A 19,612-nucleotide genomic window follows, 5' to 3' on the forward strand; every position below is an offset into this window, starting at 1 on the left:
CGTCTTTGCGAGCAATTTTTTCGCTTTGAAAGAAATTTAAAACTTCATTCGGTGTCGCGGCATATTAATTTCATGTGCCTGCGGATATGGTTGTCTATTTGTCATACTCACATCTTCTTTAATCTGGCTTTGCGTTCTATACTGATCTTTAGAATCCATATACCGCGGATCTGGAATAAAAGGCATTTTTGCCATTTTAATAATTGTAATTGTTGGAAAATGGTAATCGACTTCGACGTTTCCTAACAAAAGATAACATCCTCCGCCCTGAAAAGGATTTTTTTCTAAAGAATCAGGAAAATGTGCCGTATCAAAATAAGTCCCTTCATGATCGATCCAAGTTCCAAAATACATTGCACCTTTTTTGGTTGGAACGTGTTTTCTCGAAATCAGATACGCCAGCATTCTTACTTGCTTTTTATGATATTTTACTAAATCTTTTGCCATAATATCGCCACGATGTTTAGTTTGTAAAATATCAAAAACAGTACAGGAAACGGGAAAACTCAACAATTCGATTTCGTCAAAAGCATCTTCAAAAATAGAACGTTCCAAAACGGGAAGCTTAAATTCTTTAGCAGGTTCCTGCAACAATTTTAAATTTCTGTTTTCGGGTTTATAATTGTTCAAAAGCAAACTTGCAACGACCAAAAGCTGATTTTTAGTTTTTCCTGTAAAGCGGAAAGCGCCAATAAAAATCAGGATTTTAATGCCTTCAATTCCGATCGGAATTCGATTAATGAAATCTTCCAAAGAAAGATAATCGCCGTTTTCGTTTCTTTCCGATTCAATTAAATGTGCAATTTTAGATTCTAAACTCTGCAAATGCATAAAACCGAGATAAATATCAGTTCCGTACAAAGTGGTTTGATATTCACTTTTATTCACACACGGGTTATGAACTGTACCTCCCGACATTCTTGCTTCGTGTACATAAACCTCAGTTCTGTAAAATCCGCCTTGGTTGTTGATTACCGCTGTCATAAATTCGACAGGATAATACACTTTCAAAAACAAACTCTGATAACTCTCAACGGCATACGAAGCCGAGTGCGCTTTACAAAAAGAATATCCAGCAAAAGATTCAATCTGGCGATAAATTTCCTGACTTAGTGTAAGTGGATGCCCTTTTTGAGCACAGCTGGCAAAGAAATTATTCTTTACTTTTTGTAAAGCTTCTAGAGAACGTCCTTTTCCAGACATAGCGCGACGTAGAATATCTCCATCTGCAGCGGGAAGCCCGCCATAGTATTGAGCAATTTTAATCACATCTTCCTGATAGACCATAATTCCGTAAGTTTCACCAAGCTGATCTCTAAAAACTTCATGAAAATATTCAAACTGATTGGGATTATTATGCCTGAAAATATATTCTTTCATCATTCCCGATTGTGCTACTCCGGGACGAATGATAGACGAAGCCGCCACGAGAACTTTATAATTATCACAATTCAAACGACGCAGTAAACCGCGCATTGCGGGACTTTCTATATAAAAACAGCCAATTGTTTTTCCTTGTGCTAAATGAACATTACACAAAGCTTCATCTTTAGAAATTTTTGTATCTCGAATATCGATTTTTATACCACGGTTTTTCTGAATCAGTTTTACGCTGTCATCAATATGTCCAATTCCCCGCTGACTTAGGATGTCGAATTTATCGAAACCAATTTCTTCGGCAGTATGCATGTCAAAAAGTACAATTGGAAAACCTTTTGGTGGCATTTCTAGTGGCGTATAATTGGTAATTGGTTCTTCAGAAATAATAATTCCACAGGCGTGCATACTACGCTGGTTGGGATATTTTCCCATCATATTGCCATACTCTTGAACCATTCGAACAATTTTATTTGTTGGATGAAGTTCTTCTGGATTTTTGGCTAAAACATCTAATTCTTCTTTTGGAAGACCAAACACTTTTCCGACTTCTCTGAAAATAGAACGGTATTTAAATTCCACATTAGTTCCGCAGAAAGCCACATGGCCTTTACCGTATTTTTCAAAGATATATTTCAGAATTACATCACGTTCCTGCCAGCTCCAGTCAATATCAAAATCGGGTGGACTTTTACGATTAAGATTTAAAAAACGTTCAAAATACAAATCGAGTTCGATAGGACATATATCTGTAATTCCGAGGCAATAGGCAATAATGCTGTTGGCACCGCTTCCGCGACCGATGTGCATAAAACCTAAGCTGTTGCTGTATTGAATAATGTCCCAAGTGATTAAAAAATAACCGCTGAATTCCAATTCGTCAATAACTTTTAATTCTTTTTCGACACGTTTTCTGGCGATTGTATTTTCTTTTCCGTAACGCCATTCAAAACCTTTTTCTGCTAATTCTGTTAGCATTTCTATATCTTTCTGACGACTTTCAGTGTAGAATTTTTTATTTCTTTTAATTGAAAAATCATATTCGAAATTACAATCATCAATAATCTTTTGTGTATTGACTAAAATCTCAGGATAATTTTCATAGAAAGGGATAAGAGATTCTGTCGGAACCATAAAATCCGAAGTTTTGCAAAAATCAGCTTCTGTGAGTTTCGATAAAATAATATTGGTATCAATTGCACGCAAAACTTTATGCAAATTGTATTCTTTTTTGGATGAAAAAGTTACAGGCTGTAAAACCACCATTTTGGAGATTTTATTTTTATGTTTTGAAGTCAAAAGCCCTGTAACTTCTTCTGGGCGAACACCGATAAATTCATTTTTATGAAGGATTTCTGGAGCATTTTCTAACGTGTAAATCACAAAAGCCGATTTAAATTCGGGCGCTTGCAAAGGCAAAGTTTCTCCGCTGAAATTATGGTCTGTTAAAAAGCGATTCATTTCTCCTAAACCATCCGCATTTTTCGCCAAACCAATATATCGCAGTTGATGATTACAGCGAAATTCCATTCCGATAAGAGGTTTAATGTCTTTTTCTCCGCATAATTTTATAAAATCATAAATCCCCGTTACGGTATTAATATCTGTGAGCGCCATTGCTTTTACACCACACGCAACAGCCAGAGCAACCAATTCTTTAAGAGGAATTGTGCCGTAACGAAGCGAATGATAAGAATGGCAATTGAGATACATTATTTTTTACGTTTTAAAATTTCATCTTTAGTATTTGGTTTAAATGAAGCACCGGCACAGCGCATTACAGCGTCAAAACCGTAACGGCTTTTCATTTTATCCATTGCTTCATAAAGCGAAAGCATTTCTTGAGTATCTTCAAAAAGATCGATTTGGTACATACCGCGCACCAATCCGCTAAAGCGAACGCCAATCAATCGAAGACGCATACGGCGCTGATAAACTTTTTCGAACAGTTCCATTACATTTTTAGTCAGTATATGATCTGCAGAAGTATACGCAACACGGCATTGTTTGGTTTCGGTATCAAAATTGGCATAACGAATTTTGACCGTAACCGTTGAAGTTAACCATTGTTCTGACCGAAGTTGAAAAGCCAGTTTCTCGACCATTCCTAAAAGCACTCTTTTTAGTTTTGCAATATCAATGGTGTCTTGCGAAAAAGTATGCTCGGTCGAAATAGATTTTCTTTCGCTATAAGGTTCAACAGGTGTATGATCGATTCCGTTTGCTTTTTTCCAGATATCTAGACCATTTTTGCCAATCATTTGCTGTAAAACTTCGGCGGGCATTTCGGCTAAAGTCTGAATTTTACGAACTCCGATTCGGGACAAAAGCTGAAAAGTTACCGTTCCGACCATTGGTATTTTCTGAATCGAAAGCGGATTTAAAAAAGTCTGAACTTTGTGTTCCGGAATTTCAAGATTTCCTACCGGTTTGCCTTCGCCTGTTGCGATTTTAGAAACAGTTTTATTGACAGAAAGAGAAAAACTAATTGGCAATCCGGTTTCTTTAATTACTCTTTGCGCCAATTCATCTGTCCATTTATAACTTCCGTGAAAACGGTCCATTCCGGTAATATCCAGATAAAATTCATCGACACTCGCTTTTTCCAAAACAGGTGCTTTTTCTTGAAGAATTTCGGTAACATCATGCGATAATCGGGAATACAATTCCATATCGCCTTTCATAACTTTAGCTTGTGGGCAAAGTTTTAATGCCATTGCGATAGGCATTGCAGAACGCACTCCATATTTGCGGGCCTCATAAGAACAAGAAGCTACAACGCCACGATCACCACCGCCTATAATAAGCGGAATTCCGTTAAGTTCAGAATTTGTGAGTCGTTCGCAGGATACAAAAAAGGTATCCAGATCCATATGTACAATTGCCCTTGCCATTTCCTTGTTTTTGTATGAAACAAAATTAGTACAGATAATAACATTTTTTGTATATTTGCTGTTCCAAATTATAACAAATTTATTATGTCCTTATTTTCAGACAACATCAGAGCGTTAAGGGTTAAGCATAAAATATCACAGGAGAAATTAGCTGAAAACCTTAGCATTACAAGAGGAAGATACGTGAAATACGAAGACGGAACTTCGGAAGCACCGTATGATATTCTAAAGAAGATTGCATTATATTTTCATATGAGTATCGACTTGATATTATCTGTCGATATACGTAAAATTGATGTGCAAAATTTGATAAAACTCGAAGGCAATCGACTTATTTTACCAATTCAAGTGGATAGTTTTGGAGAAAATTTTATTGAAATTGTATCTCAAAAAGCAAAAGCAGGATATCTAAACGGTTATGCCGATCCAGAATATATTGAAAGTTTGCAGCAAATTACGCTTCCGTTTTTAGGACCTGGAAAACATCGCGGATTTCCCGTTGAAGGTGACTCGATGCCTCCACATGAAGATGGTTCGATTATTATTGGACGTTATGTAGAAAAACTGGGAGAAGTGATGGATGGAAAGACCTATATCCTGATTACTAAAAATGAAGGAATGGTTTACAAACGTCTGAATAAAAATAAAAAGAACGCTTTGGTTTTAGAATCCGATAATAGTTTTTATCCGAATTATGAAGTGAAAGCTTCTGATATTCTCGAAATATGGGAATACGAATGCAACATCGGACGCTCAGACAAAAAACAAGAAACGACCGAAACTGGGGCAATGAAAGATTTACTTTTAGAATTGAAACGAGAAGTTAGGGAAATTAAGAATAATACTTCGAATACGTAGGCAATATCAATTACAATGTCAAATTTCAATTTTAAAATTCCGTAGGAATGATTTATATTGTAGCAACGGATTTTAATCCGTTGAAAATTGGACAGTCAATTTAAAAGTTCCGTAGGAACGATCCATATTTAGACGTTTTTATATGTGTCGAACCTATGGTTCTCCGAATTCTCTGCGTATCGATTTTGACCGGATTAAAATCCGGCCCTACAAAATGATTCGAGCCGATGGCTCTTTTAAAAAGCATCTTTTAAATGAACATCCAAAAAGCCAAACCAGAAGACCATTTAATCTTAACCGAAATTACCAAAAAATCAAAAGCATTTTGGGGATATTCTGAAGAGCAAATTTTAGCTTGGGACAGACATCTCATCATTAGGGAGGATTATATTAAAAAAAATCCTGTTTTTAATTTAATTGAAGAAAATAAAATCATTGGATATTATTCTTATTTAAAAGAAGAAAATAATCAGGTAAAATTGGACAACTTATTCCTTCTTCCAGAATACATCGGAAAAGGATTCGGAACTTTATTAATGAATGATTTTCTGGAAAGAATGCGAAATGAAAAATGCCAAAAAATCATTCTTGATTCTGAACCAAACGCAGAGAAATTCTATCAGAAATTAGGATTTAAAAAGATTGGAGAATTTGAAACTTCAATTAAAAATAGATTTATGCCGATTATGGAGATGGATTTATAAACAAAGATTCAAAAGTTATTTTATTTTTCGTTTTTCTTGATCTTGTCTATTATCCCAAAAAGAAACAATTTCTATTCGGTCATTATTGATTTCATAGAAAAATCAAATAAACTTTCATAGGAATAACACGAGTAATTTTATTGGAAGTAAGACGTCCTATAAATTCACTTTGAGAAAGGGTTTCAAGAAGATCTTCTACTTCTTCAATAAGTTTTAAGCTGTAATCTGAATTACCATTTCTGTAATAATAAAATTCAAGAACATTAGAAAATTCTAGCTTAGCAAGTTCTGACCAAATTATTTCTTTTTTAGCCATTCTCTCATTTCTGAAATTACATCTTCATTTTTATGAAATTTTCCTTCTTTAATTTGATTTCGCGATGTTTCAATAGAAGTTTGCTGTTCAGAATTTAATTCATATAAAGATTGTTCAGAAGAATCAAAAATAGTCTGAAGAGCTTTTAAAAAGTTCATGTCTTTTGAATCTCTAATTCTTGAAATCAGATTTTCTTTTATTTGCGCTGTCATATCCATGTCGGTTCCTTTTGATACTCAAAATTAAAGATTTATTTTTAAAAACATGTTAAATAATTCATACTTTCAACGCAAACCAAAACGTACTTCCCAATCCCAAATTACTTTCAACACCAACCGTTCCATTCTGCGCTTCGATAAATTCTTTGCTAATCGCTAAACCTAATCCCGTTCCGGTTTTTGGACTTCCCGGAATTTGAAAATATTTATCAAAAACCTTGTCTTTATATCTTGGTTCAATTCCTTTTCCGGTGTCGATAACCTGAAAAACAATCTGATTATTTTCTTCTTTTAATTTAATGAGAATCGTACTTTTTTCTGATGAATACCGAATTGCATTTGATAAATAATTAATCAAAACCCAGCCTGTTTTTTCGCTGTCCGCCTTAACATCTTTTAGATTTTCATCGGCATCAATAATTAATTGAATCTGCTTTTGATCTGCTTGAACTTTTACCGCTTCAACTGCATAATCGGCAATTTTGGACGGATTGCTTTTTTCAATATTCAGCTGAATATTTCCCGTTTCTAATTGTGATAAATTGAGTAATTCGCCTGTAATTTTCAGCAAACGCTGACTGTCGTCCTTTATACTTTCTACCAGTTGTTTCTGGTCGTCGTTCATTTCGCCAGTTTTTGTGTTTTCAAGCAATTGCAAACTCAATTTTATAGAAGCAATTGGTGTTTTTAATTCGTGGGAAACCGTTGCAATAAAGTTAGTTTTAGCAAAATCAAGTTCTTTAAACAAAGTAATATTTCGCAGAATAATCACATCGCCAATATTGATTTCTTTTTCTTCGCCAGTTGGTGTTATCGTAATGTTGAGGATTTCTTTTTCGAAATAACTCTCTTTAGAATTCGCAAAAATTTTCAAAGGCTGTTTCTTTGAATTTTCTTCGGTCTCTTTTAAAATTAAAGAACGGATTAAATCATTCGTCGTCGCTAATTCCGAAGCCCGTTTTCCAATCGCATCTTCCGATTTTAAACCAATAATTTTCAACGCTTCATCATTCGCAAACAAAACAATTCCCTCATGATCCAGACCAATAATCGGATCATTCATATTATTGATAAGCGTTTCCAGACGTTTTTTCTCAAACAGAAGTTTATAAACATTGCTGTCATGATATTCTTCAAGTTTCTGTGCCATGGTATTAAACGATTTGGCAAGATCTCCAAATTCGCTGTGGCTTGTAAAATGCACACGCTCTGAATAATTTTTATTAGCAATTTCTTTAATACTAAAAGTCAGTTCCTTAATTGGATTAGCAATATTATTAGGCAGATTTACCAATAGATTAAAAGCAATCAAAAAGCACAAAGTCCCCACAATTGCAATCGATAAATTAGCTGTTTCTGCCGATTGTTTCGCAATGTCACTTTTCTGTTTTATGGCGTCCAGATTCAGTTTCATGATCGCAAAAATGTCCTGACGAATCTGTGCTTTTAGGTTTTCATCAGCATTATTTTTTTCCAAAAGAGCAAAACTAGCCATAAGTTTTTCAGTTGCCTGTTTTTCACCTGGTTCTGTAATATTGCGAGTTTGCTTTTCGAGATTTTCTTCAAAATTCTGAATCGTTTTTTTAGAATCTGATTTCATTCCATCCAAAGCAAAAATCATATTTCGCGAATATTCTAGCGTATTGTAATTCGATTTCAGAATATTTTCTGTATCCTGTTTAATCAAAAAAACAGAATAAGCGCTCACCAGCGAAAGGATGATGATCATCAAAAATAACAATCCGACACCCAGATTCAATTTGGTTTTAATTCTCATAGAAACATATTTTTTTGAACCATATAAGTAATATAAGTTCATTTAAAAAACTGTACGGATAAGCTTTTTAAACTTTAAAACACAATCCGCTTACATTTTCTTATATGACTTATATGGTTTACCCTTTAAGATAAAATAACAAGATCGACGTTTGATAAAGACAGTTTGTTTAACAGACGTCTGAAAATTGTTGTAGACAAAATTACTTTAAATAAATTCAAATGCGGTTTTCCGATGCAGACAGTTGTAATTTGTTTTTCTTCTACCGTTTTTAAAATTGCATTGGCAATATTTTCGTTTTCCACTTTTATAACTTCGGCACCCAATTGAACAGCGAGTTTAAAGTTATTAATTAAATGGCGTTGTTTATCAAGCGCAATTCTCGTCGTGCTTTCTTGCGGCGTTTCAACATACAAAACATACCAGATTCCGTTGTAATAACTAGCCAGACGCGCCGCTTTCCGAATCACAATTTTAGCGGTTTTATCATTACTGCTTATACACGCCAACAGTTTTTCGTGACGCAAAGCATGCAGATTAGGAACCTCATTTTCAACCTTTCGAACCACTTGACTTGCCACTTCTTTTAAAGCCAATTCTCGCAATTGCAGAATTTGTTCCGATTTAAAAAAGTTTGCCAAAGCCGTCTGAATTTTATCTGGCGTATAGATTTTCCCTTCTTTCAAACGCGCAATCAAATCTTCCGAAGTCAAATCGATATTCACGACTTCATCTGCAATTCGCAAAACATTGTCCGGAATTCTTTCCTGAACATCGATTCCCGTAATGCGTTTTACATCTTCATTTAAACTCTCAATATGCTGGATATTTACCGCCGAAATCACATTAATTCCTGCTTCGAGAATCTCCAGAACATCCTGCCAGCGTTTTTCGTTTTTGCTTCCTTCAACATTCGTATGCGCCAATTCGTCAACAATTACGACTTCGGGACGTAGATTGATAATCGCTTGGACATCGAGTTCTTCGAGTTCTTTCCCTTTATAAAAAATGGTTCGCCTCGGAATAAGAGGCAAACCAGTTAATAATTCATGTGTTTCTTTCCGATTGTGTGTTTCGATGTAACCAATTTTCACATCGATTCCGTTTCGTAACAACGAATGCGCTTCCTGCAACATACGGAAAGTCTTGCCCACACCAGCACTCATCCCAATGTAGATTTTAAACTTTCCTTTCCGTGATTTCTGAATCAAATCGAGAAAGTGCTGTGCATTATTTTCTTTTTCCTGTTTCATAAGTTTTGCCACAAAGGCACTAAGACACTAAGTTTTTATATTCACCATTAAGAAATTAAGTAAATTAAGCTTTCTTTGGCTTAAGGACATTAAGCTTAATTTTCTTTCACCCTATAAATCTTAATTTACTTAATATCTTAATGGTAAAAAACTTTTATGTTAAAATGAAATCGCCAAAGAAGTCGTTACAAACGTATTCGTATCTGTTGGTAAATTGTTTTTTGTAAAAATTTCATCCTTGCTTGACAAATTCCTAGCTTCAATTCTAAACATAACATTATCAGTAACTAAGTAATCAAAGTTAGCCGAAAATCCGTAAGTTTTAAAACCGTTTGGAGTTTCTGTTGTGATAATTACCCCTTTTTCGTCACTGTAATATTCGCCGCGTGCTGCAAGCTGAATCTTATCTGTCGGTTTGTATTGTAAAACTAAAATTGGCGAAAACCAAGTATCATATTTGTTGCTGTTTTTAGCCGATTGTTGCGAACCAATATCAAAACCAGCTGTAATATTTGTTTTTTCATTTAACTTAAACTGACCGTAAAAATCATTAAAGTAACGCCATTTTTTGTCAACGTCTGGTTGTTCATTTCCAACGTAAGCACTCCAATTCAAAGTCACATTATCCGAAGGTTTATACGTAACCTGCGTTCCAAAAGCCGGAGTCTGATTTCCCTCTACTTTTTCAATTCGCTGCCAGCCGTTCAAATACATTCCCGCCAAATACCATTTTCCAGATTCAGATGTGTAGCCAATTTTTACGCCCGCTTCATAATAAGGCGAATTCTCAGCCAAAATACTTCTCGTCAACGTTTGACAATCTTTCCCAATCGCACTTTCAAAACCAATATGCGAAGGCATAATTCCCGCATCAATCCATAAATTATGGTTTTTCGAAATCTTCACACCAACATTTGCTTCATATACGTTTTGTAGTAAATCCTGCTCAGCCGACATATTGTATTGTGCATAAGTTCCCGCCATCAAAGCAAAATTTCCCCGAATGTTTTCCTTCGAATAATTCACTTTTGCCATTCCAAGGTTAAGGTTTACCTCATTGCTTTTATTATAACTGTAAAAAAAGTTTGGCCGCGTATGATCTTCAGGTTTTCCAAAATCATAACTATAATAAACATCAACATATCCCGAAAACGTAAACGGACTTTTAGATTCTTCTTGTGCATGTAAATTGCTAAAACCAAAAGCGATTAAAGCAGTAAGTATTATTTTTTTCATAAGTCATTGCGAGGAACGAAGCACTCGAGCGCCAGCGAACTGAGCGTTAGCTAATCTCGTCCTCTTAATTAAATTAGTATTTAGTAGATTTTTTTAGGAGCTAATCCCGCTATCCGTTTCAATCTTTTCCTGGCTAAAGAAGCCAGAAAAAGGATTTCCACTACTATCGGGGCTAGGAGATTTGGGGTAAAAAGGCGTTTTTCTTCCTGCAAGGTTTTCAAAACCTTGTAGGTATTAATTTTTTAAATTTATTTAGTTCAACATTTAGATATGTCATTGCGAGGAACGAAGCAACCACATTTACAGGTTCAACGTTATTTTTCATTGTTAGTGAGATTGCTTCGTTCCTCGCAATGACAAACGTTGTGTGAAAGTTACACCTACAAGGTTTTGAAAACCTTGCAGGAGAGACCTCAGTCCCGATAACTATCGGGATAGTATCTCAGTAACTTAGAACCTTTAATCAGCGAAGCTGATCAAGAGCAATGTTCAACTCCAAAACATTCACAGTTTCAGGTCCAACAACAGCCGTATTGATTTTAGATTCAACCAAAGCTTTTACTTTACTTTCATCCAGTTTTCGTTCTTTAGCAACACGTTTCACCTGAATCAAAGCGCCTTGCGGAGAAATATTAGGATCCAAACCACTCCCCGAAGCTGTAACCATATCTGACGGAATCTCAGCTTTTTTCAAATACGGATGAACCAATAATAAAGTATCAATTCGTTTTTGAACCAAAGCCAAATATTCAGCATTACTCGGACCTTTGTTGCTTCCGGCACTTCCGGCAGCGTTATAATCAACAGCCGAAGGTCTTCCCCAGAAATAATTAGACTTATCAAACTTCTGTCCGATTTTTTGATAACCAACCACTTTTCCGTTAACAGAAAGTGTTTCACCTTTTCCTTGATTTGGAGCAATTTGTGCAATTCCATAAATAGATAAAGGATATATAACCGCAAACAGAACTAAAGTCACTGCGGTAAGTTTTAGTATAGAAAATATATTTTTCATTTTTTTTATTTTTAAGGTTCTAAGGAACTAAGGTTCTAAGATGCTAAGAAAAAAACTTAGAATCTTAGCGGCTTAGCGCCTTAGTAACTTTTATTTACATAAAGAGAGCGACAACTATATCAATTAACTTAATTCCGATAAAAGGAACAATTAATCCTCCTAGGCCATAAATCAAAAGATTACGTTTTAAGATCGCACTTGCTCCAATTGGTCGATATTCAACACCTTTCAGCGCAAGCGGAATCAAAATCGGAATGATAATCGCATTAAAAATTACAGCTGATAAAATTGCACTTTCAGGACTATGTAAATGCATGATATTTAAACCTTGTAAAGCTGGAATTGCAGCGATAAAAAGTGCTGGAACAATCGCAAAATATTTAGCTACGTCATTCGCAATAGAAAAAGTAGTTAAAGTACCTCGAGTCATTAAAAGCTGTTTTCCGATTTCCACAATCTCGATTAATTTGGTTGGATCATTATCCAAATCCACCATATTTCCAGCTTCTTTTGCAGCCTGCGTTCCGCTGTTCATGGCAACGCCTACATTAGCTTGGGCAAGGGCAGGAGCGTCGTTTGTACCGTCACCCATCATAGCGACCAGACGGCCTTCTTCCTGTTCTTTTCGGATGTAATTCATTTTATCCTCAGGTTTCGCTTCAGCAATAAAATCATCAACTCCGGCTTTTTCGGCAATAAATTTCGCTGTTAACGGATTATCTCCTGTAACCATAACCGTTTTAATTCCCATTCGGCGTAAGCGTTCAAAACGTTCTTTCATTCCCGTTTTGATAATATCTTGCAATTCAATAACCCCTTGAACTTGATTGTTTTTTAGGACAACCAAAGGAGTTCCTCCGTTAGACGAAATCGTAATTACTTGTTGCGCTGTATCTTCAGGGAAAGCATTTCCCACTTGTTCTGCGATTTTTTTCGCTGCATCCTGTGCACCTTTTCGAATATTGGTTCCGTCTTTTAAAATGATTCCAGAAGTTCTGGTTTCTGCAGTAAATTTTATGGTTTGTGAAATTTCAGAAGTATTCTGTAAAACACTTGGTTTGCTTTCATTTTTCACCTCTAACATTTCACTCAATTCCAAAATACTTTTTCCTTCCGGAGTATCATCGGCAAGCGAACTCAAAACAGCCGATTTCACGAAGTCATCAAAAGCAATTCCTTTGGTTGGATAAAAATTAGTTGCTTTTCTATTTCCGATTGTGATTGTTCCAGTTTTATCCAAAAGCAAAACGTCAATATCACCAGCAGTTTCAACCGCTTTTCCTGATTTGGTAATTACGTTGGCACGCAAAGCTCTGTCCATTCCCGCAATCCCGATCGCAGAAAGCAAACCACCAATTGTGGTCGGAATTAAACAAACAAATAAAGCAATAAAAGCAGCAATAGTAATAGGAGCGTTTGCATAGTCGGCAAAAGGTTTTAAAGTCACGCAGACAATTACGAAGATTAAAGTAAATGCTGCCAAAAGAATGGTCAATGCAATTTCGTTTGGCGTTTTCTGACGGCTTGCACCTTCAACCAAAGCAATCATTTTATCCAAGAAACTTTCGCCAGGTTCAGAAGTTACCTGTACTTTAATTCTATCAGACAAGACTTTTGTACCGCCCGTTACAGACGATTTGTCTCCGCCAGCTTCTCGAATCACTGGAGCACTTTCTCCAGTAATAGCACTTTCATCAATCGTTGCCAAACCTTCGATAATTTCACCGTCAGTTGCAATAACATCACCAGCTACGCAGACAAAAATGTCTCCTTTTTTTAATTGTGAAGAAGAAATCGTTTGTCCGTTTTCTAGTTTTGCAGGCGTTTCTTCACGGGTTTTTCTTAAACTGTCGGCTTGTGCTTTTCCGCGTGCTTCGGCAATTGCCTCGGCGAAATTGGCGAATAAAAGAGTTGCCAATAAAATTAGGAATACAATTAAGTTGTAAATAAAGCTTCCCTGATCATTGGCGCCCATTAAGATCGAAATGCAAACCACAAACATAATTGCAGTTCCGATTTCTACGGTAAACATTACCGGATTTTTAATCATCATTTTTGGATTCAGCTTCACAAAAGACTGCCACAAAGCTTCTTTTACCTGCTGGCTCTCAAACAATGATGTAGATTTATTAGTTGTCATTTTTCTTTGTGTAAAATGTTATTTGTAAAAATGTTATGCGTTGATTTTAAATACATAGAGGCATAGATTTCAATCTTCAACATAGCCCACGGTTTCAACCGTGGGTACGCAATGCATTTTCTCAATCTGTGTTCCCACGGTTGAAACCGTGGGCTATGTTTGAAATACATTTCGAGAATATATTCATCCCGATAGCTATCGGGACTATGTGTGAAAAGTAGTTTTTTCTAATTCCTTTTTTTAGATATTGAATTCCTATGTTTCTATGTGTTTAAAATATCTTCAGCATTATTAAAGTGTAAAATATTCAGCCAATGGCCCCAGTGCTAAAGCAGGAAAGAAAGAAAGTGCAGCAATAATCGCGATAACAGCAAAAATCATAATTCCGAAAATTGAAGTATCTGTTTTTAAAGTTCCTGCACTTTCCGGAATGTATTTTTTATTGGCTAATAAACCTGCAATTGCCAAAGGCCCAATAATCGGAATGAAACGAGCTAGCAGTAAAACAATCCCCGTAGTGATATTCCAAAACGGATTATTATCGCCTAAACCTTCAAAACCAGAACCGTTGTTGGCAGCGCTCGAAGTATATTCGTATAACATTTCAGAGAATCCGTGATTTCCAGGATTGTTCAGCCAGCCAGTTGCATTTCCGCTAAACCAATAACCCATTGCAGTATCGTGAGCTGCGAAATAAGAAGCCAAAGCAGTTCCAGCTAAAATCAATAAAGGATGAAGAATAGCAATAAAAGCAGCAATTTTAACCTCCCGAGCTTCGATTTTCTTTCCTAAAAATTCAGGAGTTCGACCAACCATTAATCCAGAAATAAAAACCGCTAGAATAATAAAGATGTAAAAGTTCAGGTAACCGACGCCGCATCCTCCGTAGAAAGCATTTACCATCATGGCTAATAACTGCATAGCTCCAGAAATTGGCATCGAACTATCATGCATACTGTTTACAGATCCCGTCGAAATTACCGTTGTCGCAATACTCCAAAATCCTGAAATTGCAGGACCAAAACGAACTTCTTTTCCTTCCATTGCTCCAGTTGCTTGCGCAATTCCCATTTTTTCTATGGCAGGATTTCCGTTCAATTCACTTGAAATGGTTGGAACTACTAATAGTAAAAATCCAATTGTCATTACACCAAAAATGATATAAGCAAATTTTCGTTTATTTAGGAAGAAACCAAGCGCAAAAATCATCGCAAACGGAACAATCATCTGTGCCCAAAGTTCAATAGCATTGGCAAAATAAGTTGGGTTTTCTAAAGGATGTGCAGAGTTAGCTCCGAAGAATCCACCACCGTTGGTACCAATATGTTTGATAGCGATAAACGCAGCAGCAGGTCCGCGGGAAACTTCAACTTGGTCACCTTGCAAAGTGGTAATCGCATCTTTTCCTTCAAAAGTCATTGGAGTTCCGCTGAAAACTAAAGCAATAGCTACAATTGCAGAAAGCGGTAATAATATACGTGTACAGCTTTTTACGAAATAGTTGTAAAAATTCCCCAATTTGTCTGTAGTTCTTTCGCACATAGCGGTAAAAACCATTGCGGCTGCTGCGATTCCGACTCCAGCCGAAACAAATTGTAAAAACATCAATACCATTTGCGATAGGTACGAAACCCCGCTTTCGCCAGAATAATGCTGTAAGTTACAGTTTACAACAAATGAAATGGCGGTATTAAATGCCAAATCGGGCGACATATTAGGGTTATTATCTGGATTTAAGAATAACGAACCTTGAAACATTAGAACAAAAAAACAAAGAAAGAACCAAACCATATTGATGCTTAGAAGTGCTTTAAGATGCTGTTTCCAGTTCATTTCTTCAGCCGGATTGATTCCGCTGATTTTAAAAATAAATTTTTCAAGCGGATTGAAAATCGGGTCAAGAAGTGTTTTATCTCCTTTTAAAACTTTAGCAATATATTTTCCGAAAGGAATTGCCAAAACAATAGTCAGGATAAAAATTCCAATGACACCTAGTAACTCTGTATTCATAATTTTTTTATTATTTGTGAGAAGTGAAGCTGTAAAAAGTGAGATGGTATTTGAAAAAATGAGATACATCTAACATTTCACTTTTGACATTTCACGTTGATTAAAATTTTTCAGGTTTGATTAATACATAAATCAAATACAAGAAAACAGCAATTGAAACAATAAATAGTGCAGTCATGATTTAGATTTTTTCAAAGAATTCGACAGAAAGGAAACAAATGACAAACAGTATAACTGCAAGTCCAAGTAAAAGAAAAGTGTTCATTATAATTTTAGATTTAAGAGTGTAGATTTTAGATTTTTAAACTCCTGAAGCATTAACTTGTTTAATGTACTCTGCTTTTAGAGTCTGTGGAAAAAGGTGTGAAATATTGCAATGGCGCATTTCCATAAAAGAAGAAACAGAGAAAACATACACGTTAGAAATAGCATTTTTAGTTTCTAAGCTTCCGCTAATAAATAACCGTTCAGCAAGAGCTAAACATTTTTTAGCCCGAACGATATTACCAGAAATAATCGATTTTTTGGTAATCTCAGCAAACCGTTCAGCTTGTTTGTAGATGGTATTAACTTGATTTTTCATGAGAAAGGATTTTAATGTTCTTTCCCGCCTTATGCCAAATTATATTCCGAAAATCGTGAGATGCAGTTAAGGTGTTGTAAAATAAGGGGTTATTGTTTTGTGCCAAAATTTGGGCATAAAAAAAGCCTATCAAAATGATAAGCTTTTATTGAAATGATATGATTTTTTCAACACATAGAATCATAGTCTTTCTTTGTGTAGATAAGGCGTTTCACTTATTTCCAATTCACATAGCTATGTGTAGAAACTAGTTTCTTTTATATTCTTTTAAATTAAAAAAAAACTATGTTTCTATGTGTTAGAAAAATTAAGTGTTGGAATTTGGGATTTTAAAAATTGGAATTTTTCTATTGAATTCCATATTCTTCAATTTTCCTATACAAAGTCGCAATCCCAATTTCCAACAATCTAGCCGTTTCCGCCTTATTCCCTTTCGTATAATTCAAAACCTTTTGAATATGCAGTTTTTCAACACTCTGCATAGAAAAAGCCGACATACTTTTAGAAGATTTTTCACTTTGTTGCTGCATTTCATACGGAAGAACATCAGAAGTCAAAATATCGCCGTTACTCAAAATAACCGATCTTTCGATAATATTTTTGAGTTCGCGGATATTTCCCGGCCAAGAGTAATTTTCTAATTTCTGAATAAAATCATCAGAAACCGATAACATCTTTTTATTAGTCTTTTCAGAAAACTGTTTCACAAAAAAATTAACCAAAAGAGGAATATCTTTCACTCTTTCTTTAAGCGAAGGAAGTTTGATTTCGAAAATATTCAAACGAAAATACAAGTCAGAACGGAAACGATGTGCCTCACTTTCTTCTTTTAAATCACGGTTTGTCGCCGCGATCAATCTGAAATTTGATTTTTTTGAAGTCGTGTCTCCAACGGGAATATATTCGCTCGTTTCCAGAACACGCAATAATTTTGCCTGAAGATCAATTGGCATTTCACCAATTTCATCTAAGAACAAAGTCCCACCATTTGCTTCTTCGATAAAGCCCTTTTTATCTTTTAAAGCTCCCGTAAAAGCGCCTTGCTTATGGCCAAAAAGTTCGCTTTCGAGAATTTCCTTGCTAAAAGTACTGCAATTAAGCGCCACAAAAGATTTTCCAACGCGATTACTATTTTCATGAATTGCCTGTGCAAAAACCTCTTTTCCGGTTCCGGTTTCTCCTGTTAATAAAACGGTCGAATCGGTTTTAGCCACTTTTTGAGCCAGATCAATGACTTGTTCAATTCCTTTAGATTTACCAATAATGGTATTGAAAGAATATTTATCGTTGATGCGCTTTTCAAGTTGCTGCACTTTTTTCTGTAATTGTACTTTTTCTACGGCTTTGTATAGAAGCGGAATAATTTTATCGTTATCATCACCTTTTACAATATAATCGAAAGCGCCATTTTTCATCGCCTGAACACCGTCTGGAATATTTCCGAAAGCGGTGAGCAGAATAACTTCTGTTAAAGGAAAACTGCTTTTTATATTTTGAACAAAATCAACTCCGTTTCCGTCGGGCAGTTTTACGTCACACAAGACGACTTCAATATCAGTTTGCTCGAGTTTTTTAAATCCCGATTTTAAATCTTTGGCTTCAAAAACTTCAAAACCTTCCGATTTTACAATACGTACCAGAAGACTTCTCAGTTTTTCTTCGTCGTCTATAATTAAAATTTTGTGTGTCATTTGCAGATAAGCTAAATCAAATTTTGATATTTGATGTACAAATTTAGGGGTAAAACCAGTTCGCTTTTTTAATTCGGTCGAAATTATTTTTAAGAGTATAATCAGTTTTAAAATATTTTTTTGAAAAAGAAATGTACTTTTAGTTCGAAAAATAAACCACTAAAAATTTATGCCAAAACAAATTCTTCTTATACTAACTGCTATAATTTTTGGCAGTTTCAATGGTTATTCAAACGGAATAATTGAAAAAGATTCTTCAAAGCCAAAAATCATTTCATTCAAAATAAAATTAAAATCAAGCGAAAAAATTGCTATTAAGCCATCTGCTTTAAAATACAACAAGCATTTCGCTTACAGTTTTACGCTTGACGACGGTTACAGATCTGCTTATTTGACAGCATTTCCATTATTAAATGGAGGGAAAATTAGTGCTTCAAATAAAAATGGATGGAAAATAGATCAGGGTGGAGACGAAACAACATCAAAAGGACTTTTTTATACAGACGGATTGGGGAATAAACTTCCGTTCAAATTGGCTTTGGCAATAAACGGAGCATCTTTAAATAATTTGCCTAATCGTGGACATCTTTCATGGGAAGAAGTTCGTGAAATGTACAATGCAGGTTGGGATATTCTCAATCACAGTTTTCATCACGCGACCAAACACGGCACCAATTATTTGACAGAAGTGACAGATAATACAAAATCGATAAAAGAAAATCTGAACTTCACAATGTCACATTTTGTGGTTCCAGGTGGAGAAGGCGATGAAAAGTATTATTTAGAATATGAAAAAGAAGCGCTTCAAAATGGTAATTTTTCTGTGGCTTCATATTATGGAAAAGGACCAGTTTATAAAGTCAATGAAAAAGTTGATTTAGATAAACTGATTTCGGCCAGAACTTTTGTGCAGAGTTCAAAAGACACGACAAGTTTTAAAACAATGGACAACTATTTAATAAAGATAGATTCTATTGTAAAACAAAAAGATCCGGTTTGGTTTAACGAATTCACACACGGAACTGGAAATACGAACCTGTGGAATCTCAGTACGCGTTTTCCTGATTTTAAATATTATATGATAAAACTTGCTAATAAATATGGAGCAAATGGAAACGACTCAATCTGGATGGCACCGTGGCAGGAAGTCTACGAATATATTTGGCTGAGAGACCGAATTCAAGTGGATTTCGTTCAGAACAATAAAGAAGTAAATGTAACGATTCAGCTTCCTGAAATCCCGAAAAATTTCAGAAACAAATCAATTTCGCTTTCCGTTGATACTGACTCAAAATTTGAAACAGAGTCTAAAACTCCAGATTTTACTATTCAAAATGACGGAAGTAAAAAACATAAATTAATTGTGATTGATTTGAAAAACTAAAATAATTTTAAACACATAGAAACATAGTTTTTTCTCTTTATATAAAAGGAGACTAAAAGAAACTAGTTTCTAACACATAGAAAGCTATGTGAATTGATGCAAGTGAAACGCCTTTATAGATTCAGTTTAACTATGTCTCTATGTGTTTAAATAAAA

At 35.2% G+C, this 19,612-nt stretch carries 16 protein-coding genes; 3 read left to right on the forward strand and 13 right to left on the reverse strand.

Annotated features, from left to right (window positions below; translation table 11 throughout):
• Positions 1-36 precede the first annotated feature (36 nt).
• Both Q9Q97_RS15455 and dinB read right to left on the reverse strand, forming a co-directional pair.
• The gene (locus Q9Q97_RS15455) at positions 37-3,090 is read right to left on the reverse strand and encodes a DNA polymerase III subunit alpha (RefSeq protein ID WP_306158659.1); all 3,054 of its coding nucleotides are present in this window, start codon (positions 3,088-3,090) and stop codon (positions 37-39) included.
• Positions 3,090-4,271 (reverse strand): DNA polymerase IV, encoded by a 1,182-nt coding sequence (dinB, locus tag Q9Q97_RS15460; protein WP_306158661.1) that lies wholly within the window; start codon positions 4,269-4,271, stop codon positions 3,090-3,092. The genes Q9Q97_RS15455 and dinB overlap by 1 nt, the downstream gene beginning before the upstream one ends.
• An 84-nt stretch (positions 4,272-4,355) precedes the next feature.
• On the opposite strand from dinB, the gene Q9Q97_RS15465 reads away from it, so the two are divergent.
• On the forward strand, positions 4,356-5,129 hold the full coding sequence (locus Q9Q97_RS15465; protein ID WP_115889681.1) for a LexA family transcriptional regulator: 774 nt from the start codon (positions 4,356-4,358) through the stop codon (positions 5,127-5,129).
• Positions 5,130-5,383: 254 nt separating this feature from the next.
• Positions 5,384-5,833: a GNAT family N-acetyltransferase gene (locus tag Q9Q97_RS15470; protein ID WP_306158664.1), complete on the forward strand. Its 450-nt coding sequence runs from the start codon at positions 5,384-5,386 to the stop codon at positions 5,831-5,833.
• A gap of 91 nt (positions 5,834-5,924) precedes the next feature.
• Here Q9Q97_RS15470 and Q9Q97_RS15475 read toward each other — a convergent pair whose 3' ends face one another.
• The 11 genes from Q9Q97_RS15475 to Q9Q97_RS15525 all read right to left on the reverse strand — a co-directional run bounded on the left by Q9Q97_RS15475 (position 5,925) and on the right by Q9Q97_RS15525 (position 18,072).
• Positions 5,925-6,149: a type II toxin-antitoxin system RelE/ParE family toxin gene (locus tag Q9Q97_RS15475; protein ID WP_306158666.1), complete on the reverse strand. Its 225-nt coding sequence runs from the start codon at positions 6,147-6,149 to the stop codon at positions 5,925-5,927.
• Complete coding sequence (locus tag Q9Q97_RS15480; protein WP_306158668.1) at positions 6,131-6,367, reverse strand: hypothetical protein; 237 nt, start codon at positions 6,365-6,367, stop codon at positions 6,131-6,133. The genes Q9Q97_RS15475 and Q9Q97_RS15480 overlap by 19 nt, the downstream gene beginning before the upstream one ends.
• A gap of 58 nt (positions 6,368-6,425) precedes the next feature.
• On the reverse strand, positions 6,426-8,144 hold the full coding sequence (locus Q9Q97_RS15485; protein ID WP_306158670.1) for an ATP-binding protein: 1,719 nt from the start codon (positions 8,142-8,144) through the stop codon (positions 6,426-6,428).
• 125 nt (positions 8,145-8,269) lie between these two features.
• Positions 8,270-9,397 (reverse strand): sensor protein KdpD, encoded by a 1,128-nt coding sequence (locus tag Q9Q97_RS15490; RefSeq protein ID WP_306158672.1) that lies wholly within the window; start codon positions 9,395-9,397, stop codon positions 8,270-8,272.
• 159 nt (positions 9,398-9,556) lie between these two features.
• A complete protein-coding gene (locus Q9Q97_RS15495) occupies positions 9,557-10,633 on the reverse strand; it encodes a porin (RefSeq protein WP_306158674.1) in 1,077 nt (358 codons plus the stop codon).
• Positions 10,634-11,096: 463 nt separating this feature from the next.
• On the reverse strand, positions 11,097-11,648 hold the full coding sequence (locus Q9Q97_RS15500; protein WP_306158676.1) for a K(+)-transporting ATPase subunit C: 552 nt from the start codon (positions 11,646-11,648) through the stop codon (positions 11,097-11,099).
• Between the two features lie 94 nt (positions 11,649-11,742).
• Complete coding sequence (kdpB, locus tag Q9Q97_RS15505; RefSeq protein WP_306158678.1) at positions 11,743-13,788, reverse strand: potassium-transporting ATPase subunit KdpB; 2,046 nt, start codon at positions 13,786-13,788, stop codon at positions 11,743-11,745.
• Positions 13,789-14,079: 291 nt separating this feature from the next.
• Positions 14,080-15,798, reverse strand: coding sequence for a potassium-transporting ATPase subunit KdpA (gene kdpA, locus Q9Q97_RS15510; RefSeq protein ID WP_306158679.1), 1,719 nt, complete (start codon positions 15,796-15,798; stop codon positions 14,080-14,082).
• A 100-nt stretch (positions 15,799-15,898) separates the two neighbouring features.
• Entirely contained in the window at positions 15,899-15,976 is a 78-nt protein-coding gene (gene kdpF, locus Q9Q97_RS15515; RefSeq protein WP_201999725.1) for a K(+)-transporting ATPase subunit F, read from the reverse strand.
• A gap of 123 nt (positions 15,977-16,099) precedes the next feature.
• Entirely contained in the window at positions 16,100-16,381 is a 282-nt protein-coding gene (locus Q9Q97_RS15520) for a hypothetical protein (RefSeq protein ID WP_209576525.1), read from the reverse strand.
• Between the two features lie 347 nt (positions 16,382-16,728).
• Positions 16,729-18,072 carry a sigma-54 dependent transcriptional regulator gene (locus Q9Q97_RS15525; RefSeq protein WP_306158682.1) on the reverse strand — a complete coding sequence of 448 codons (1,344 nt, stop codon included), beginning with the start codon at positions 18,070-18,072 and terminating at the stop codon, positions 16,729-16,731.
• Between the two features lie 169 nt (positions 18,073-18,241).
• Here Q9Q97_RS15525 and Q9Q97_RS15530 point away from each other — a divergent pair, with 169 nt between their 5' ends.
• Entirely contained in the window at positions 18,242-19,456 is a 1,215-nt protein-coding gene (locus Q9Q97_RS15530; protein WP_306158684.1) for a polysaccharide deacetylase family protein, read from the forward strand.
• The last annotated feature ends 156 nt before the right edge of the window (positions 19,457-19,612 follow it).

This window comes from Flavobacterium sp. DG2-3, assembly GCF_030730925.1.
Taxonomy (GTDB): domain Bacteria; phylum Bacteroidota; class Bacteroidia; order Flavobacteriales; family Flavobacteriaceae; genus Flavobacterium.